This is a genomic window from Acinetobacter sp. S4400-12, assembly GCF_024129495.1.
Taxonomy (GTDB): Bacteria; Pseudomonadota; Gammaproteobacteria; order Pseudomonadales; family Moraxellaceae; genus Acinetobacter; species Acinetobacter lwoffii_C.
Window position 1 is genome coordinate 1 of the sequence record NZ_JAMXYB010000078.1, and the last position, 1,418, is coordinate 1,418.

3 protein-coding genes are annotated in these 1,418 nt (G+C 35.8%); all 3 read right to left on the bottom strand.

The genetic code is table 11. The features are described from left to right. Window positions 1-61 precede the first annotated feature (61 nt). The 3 genes from NI461_RS13940 to NI461_RS13945 all read right to left on the bottom strand — a co-directional run bounded on the left by NI461_RS13940 (window position 62) and on the right by NI461_RS13945 (window position 1,037). On the bottom strand, window positions 62-418 hold the full coding sequence (locus tag NI461_RS13940) for a hypothetical protein (protein ID WP_253157820.1): 357 nt from the start codon (window positions 416-418) through the stop codon (window positions 62-64). 296 nt (window positions 419-714) lie between these two features. Beyond that, window positions 715-858, bottom strand: coding sequence for a toxin-antitoxin system HicB family antitoxin (locus tag NI461_RS14350; protein WP_367273581.1), 144 nt, complete (start codon window positions 856-858; stop codon window positions 715-717). After that, window positions 795-1,037, bottom strand: coding sequence for an antitoxin HicB (locus NI461_RS13945; RefSeq protein WP_228723965.1), 243 nt, complete (start codon window positions 1,035-1,037; stop codon window positions 795-797). Before NI461_RS13945 ends, NI461_RS14350 begins: the two co-directional genes overlap by 64 nt. Window positions 1,038-1,418: the final 381 nt, after the last annotated feature.

Below are 1,418 nucleotides of genomic sequence, written 5' to 3' on the forward strand. Positions count from 1 at the left end.
TGAAAGACCACATCAAGCTAACAAAGGAAAGCCACCTCTAATGGCTGCTTAACCTCTACTTTTAACTTCGGTTATTTATGGGAGGATTACCGAGCAAAACACTGGGAATCAGGATACCGAGAGTCGCTTTGAGAGTCTTGTTTACCATAAATACCCAAATAAAGGCCGCAGTATTTAAGCTAAAAGCAATCAAGGTGGCCGACATGGCTGCACTGCTTCCAGCCTCCATGAATAATTGGGCAATCACGATAGCAGCCAGTGAAGCAAGGATATAACCACCGACACCTGCCAAAATAAAGCGATATAAAATCATTCCACGATAAGCCAGTATATTTGCTTTAACTTTATTTTGGCTTGATGGAGTGGTTGAAGTCATTGTTTCAGTTGCTATTACATGCATATTCGGGCTATTTATCATCGAAAATTCTATCTATAAATTTATTAAACGACTTAAATGAGAATGATAACAATTATTATATGCATTGTGGAAGTCATTATTGGGGATTTGCCAACTTTACGTTAAATTTATAGTTAAATTGTGAGTGATTGCCTTATTTCATCCTCCTATTTTTATTTTTTCCAGTAAAAAATAAAATATTTTTAAAACTTATAGTTAGATATATTTTGAATTCAAATTATTGGATAACCGACCATCTATTCTTGTTGATGGCCTACTAGTCATTTTGATTGCTAGTAGACTACTAAGATATAAAATTACATAGCAAATTTTGCTGACGCCAAGCGACTCATACTCACGCCACGCTCCGCAGCTTCAAGTACTAGTTTTTGATGAACTATTGATGGAACACGAATAGCAAACCGTCCGCTATACTTTTTTCTGAAAGTGGTACAGGTAATTTCTCATTATTGCTGATCATATCTGCTACAACTTCACTAACAAGATCAACAATCCCTGAAAATGCTTTAGGTTGTTCAGCATCAAGCCAAGACAGTGATGGAAATTCGGCACATAGACCGACATACTCATTTTCTTCTGCTAACCATGTAACACGATAAGTATATTGTTTGCTATCCATTTGTCACCTCACAATGTTTTAAGTTTATCAAGTGCAGCTAATACTAGCCTAACCTGATAAGGTTTAGCTTTTCCGCTACCATCTTGAAGACTAATACAAGGATCACCTTACCACGGTGTTCTAAAGACCGTGTGACTACTACTTGTTTGTTTTGGTTCACCAAAATATTGCTTACAAAGCTTGAGTAAATCGACATAGCGGATATTTTTTGGGATATTCCGCAGTTGTTCTATAAGTTGATCAAGATTTACCATTTGAATGCTCAATAGTACCAATGATTAATAGTCTCAATATTAGATCTCTTTCATAAATCAAAAAACGATCTACTTTTTGCTGCTTATTTGTACCGAGGAATTTTCAATATTCATGCATAATCTGCGG

Bases quoted from the DNA above. Each gene is read 5' to 3' on its own strand.
- NI461_RS13945 (WP_228723965.1), bottom strand. From the start codon at position 1,037: ATGGATAGCAAACAATATACTTATCGTGTTACATGGTTAGCAGAAGAA.
- NI461_RS13940 (WP_253157820.1), bottom strand. From the start codon at position 418: ATGATAAATAGCCCGAATATGCATGTAATAGCAACTGAAACAATGACT.